This window comes from Streptomyces glaucescens (genome assembly GCF_002154375.1).
GTDB lineage: Bacteria > Actinomycetota > Actinomycetes > Streptomycetales > Streptomycetaceae > Streptomyces > Streptomyces glaucescens.
On sequence record NZ_MUND01000731.1, the window covers coordinates 1 to 3,091 of the forward strand.

A 3,091-nucleotide genomic window follows, 5' to 3' on the forward strand; every position below is an offset into this window, starting at 1 on the left:
CCGCACGGCCGCGCTCGCCTGGCTCCAGGGCCTGCTGTGCGCCCTGGTGCTCGGGCTGACGCTGCTGCTGCTCCCCCGGATGGGCCTGACCGGCGCGGGCGTCGCGGAGATCGTCAGCCTCTCGGTGATCGTGGCGATCGCCGCGCCCCGGCTCTACCGGACGGTGCGGGCGGCACCGTCCGGCGCCACCGGCCCGGAAGGTCCGGCTGGGGACGGCGAGCCCGCCGGTCCGGGGGCGGGCGGGATGCCGGCCGCGCCCGCGGCCCGTCGCCGCGGGCCCGCCTGGGCACTCGACTCCGGCACCCTCGCGCTCGGCATCCTCGTCGACGTCGACCATCCGGAGCGCCGCCCGGACGTCCGCCCGGGGCTGGGTACGCCGCCCGCGGGCGTCCCCGCCCCAGTCGGCCCGGAGGTGAAGGAGCCGTTCGCACGGGAGGCCACCGGGCCGGAGCAGGCCGAGGCCGGGCCCGGGGAGCGGCAGGAGGCGGCCGAGTCCGTGCGGCGCGCCGGGACGGCGGACCCGCCGCCCGCGTCACCCGCCCCGCCGGAGACCTGGCGGCAGCGGCTGACGCCGACGCGCACGGGGGCGCTGCTGGGCTTTTCGCTGACCGCCGCCCTGCTGCTGTACTGGGTGCCCGCCGCCCGGCTCGGCGAGACCGACCTGGACCGGATGGGCGGACTCGGGCTGATCTCCGTGCTGCCCGCCCCGGCACTGGCCGGCGCCGGACTGCTGGTGGTGGTGTTCGCCGCGCTGCTCCGGCCGGGCCGGGAACACCGGACGCTGTTGCTGGTGACCCTGCTGGCCACGGTGGTGTCGCTGCACGCGCTGCCCGCCGTGATCGAGACCGAGCCGCGGTTCGCGACCGCCTGGCAGCACCTCGGTTTCCTCGACCACATCCACCGGACCGGCACGGCCGTGCCCGACCTGGACGCGCGCTGGAGCTGGCCGGGCTTCTTCGCGGCGGCCGCGTTCGTCGCCCAGGCCTGCGGGATCACCGACCTCACCGAGGTGATCCGCTGGTGGCCGACGGTGATGCAGCTGCTGTATCTGGGCCCGGTGTTCCTGCTCACCCGCTCGCTGCGGGCGAGCTGGCGGGCGAAGTGGACCGGCGTGTGGTTCTTCGTGCTGAGCGGCTGGGTCGGCCAGGACTACTTCTCCCCGCAGGGCTTCACCTACCTCCTCCACCTCGTCCTCGTGGCCGTCCTGCTGGTCTGGTTCCGCGCCCCACGCGTGATCTGGACGCGGCTGCGGCCCGGCGAGGCGGAGGCCGAGCCGGCGAACCGGCGGCAGCGGGCGGTGCTGCTGGTGGTGGTGATCGGCCTGTTCCTGGCGACCGTGCCGGCCCACCAGCTCACCCCGTTCGTCATGCTGGGCGTGGTCACGCTGCTGGTCGTCACCGGCCGCTGCGAACTGCGCGGGCTGCCCCTGCTGTTCGGGGTGGCGGTGGTGTCCTGGATCGGCTTCATGGCCGAGCCGTACTGGTCCGGGCACTTCGACGAGCTGTTCGGCGGGGTCGGCGGGGTCGGCGGCAATGTCTCCTCGTCGGTGTCCGGCCGGATCGAGGGCGGCAGCTCCACCCACAGGCTGGTGCTGTACACGCGGGTCGCGCTGGCCGGCGGGGTGCTGGCGCTGGCCTGCTGGGGCTGGTGGCGGCGGCACCGGCACCAGTACCGCGAGCGAGCTCTGCCCGTCCTCGCCTTCGTGCCGTTCCTCGGCTTCGGCATGCAGTCGTACGGCGGCGAGATGGCGCTGCGGGTCTTCCTGTTCGCGCTGCCCGGCGCGGCTCTGCTGGCCGCCCTCGCGCTCTTCCCGCGCACCGGTGTCACCGCGCAGGAGCGGGAGAAGGACCGGGCCGGCCTCGCCCCGCTGGCCGCGCTGACGGCCGGACTGGTGCTCATGGGCGGCTTCCTGGTGGCCCGCTGGGGCAACGAGCCGTTCGAGCGGATCCGGCCGGGCGAGGTCGCCGCCATGGAGTACGTGTACGCGCACGACGATCCGAGCGTGCGGCTGCTGTGGCTCAGCGACGACACGTTCGAGAACGTGACACCGGCGATGCCGTGGGGCGCCCGGGACATGGAGAAGGTGGAGTACGTGCCGACGCAGGCACCGGCCGATCCGGTGCTGGTGTCGGGGCTGGTCAAGTCGCTCGAGGACGCGGGCCCGAACTCGTACCTGATGGTCAACCGCGGCCAGGTCACCTATCTGACGACGGACGTCGGCTACGCCCCCACGTGGGAGCCCCGGCTCCTCCACCACCTGGACCGGCGGCCGGAGCTGCGGAGGGTCTTCGCCAACGCGGACGTGACGATGTACGCGCTGCACCGGCGACCCGCGGGCGCCGTGCCCGCGGCGGACCCCGGTCCGGCCGGGCCGCGCGTGACCTGGACACCGTGGACGGTGGTCGGGGCGCTCGCGGCGGCGGTGCTGGTCGTGCTGCTCGCGGCCCGCGAGGTGGTGAGGGTCGCGGTGCGGCCCGGGGTGCGGCAACTGCGGTGGCTGCAGGGCAGCTTCTGGTTCTCGGTGCCACTGCTCACGGTGCTGCTGGCCTCGCTGGTGCAGCGGTTCCTGACCATCACCTGAGGGACACCGCCTGGCGGGTGACCTGGGGGGTGTCCGCAAAGTCCCGTCGTNNTTGCGGACACGGCCTAGCGGGTCAGCCACGTCACCTCGTACGCCTGGAGGTCGACGGTCCGGTCGGCGACCTTCGCGCTCAGTGCCCGGCCGCGGGTGTTGACGACGAGGATCGTCCGGTCGGTGGCGAGGGTGCGGACCTCGGGGTCCGCGGTGACGCCGGTGTACGCCGTCCCCGGCGGGAAGGCGGCGGCGAACCGGGAGAGGAGGTCGTACATCGGCAGCTTCCCGCCGCCGTCCGCGGTGCCCGTCGGGGTCCACAGGCAGCCGGGGCACTCGGGGCCCCGCTCGGCCTGCGGGTTCCAGTAGAAACCGGAGGAGGCGCCGCCCTCCGCCATGGCGATCATCCCGGTGGCCTGCACGGCGGTCCGGCGGGCCTGCGACCAGCCGTGGCGGTGGTCGTCGGCGTCGGCGGGCTCCACGTAGTACTCGGCCCACCACAGCGGCGGCGCGCCGCCG

1 protein-coding gene and 1 pseudogene are annotated in these 3,091 nt (G+C 74.9%); one reads left to right on the forward strand and one right to left on the reverse strand.

Annotation, left to right across the window (positions count from 1 at the left end):
- Window positions 1–2,581, forward strand: a 2,581-nt coding sequence (locus CCN42_RS36175) for a hypothetical protein (protein WP_086741574.1), incomplete at its 5' end; no start/stop codon positions are given.
- Between the two features lie 65 nt (window positions 2,582–2,646).
- Here CCN42_RS36175 and CCN42_RS36180 read toward each other — a convergent pair.
- A pseudogene (locus CCN42_RS36180) lies at window positions 2,647–3,091 on the reverse strand (xylan 1,4-beta-xylosidase); the annotation flags it as partial.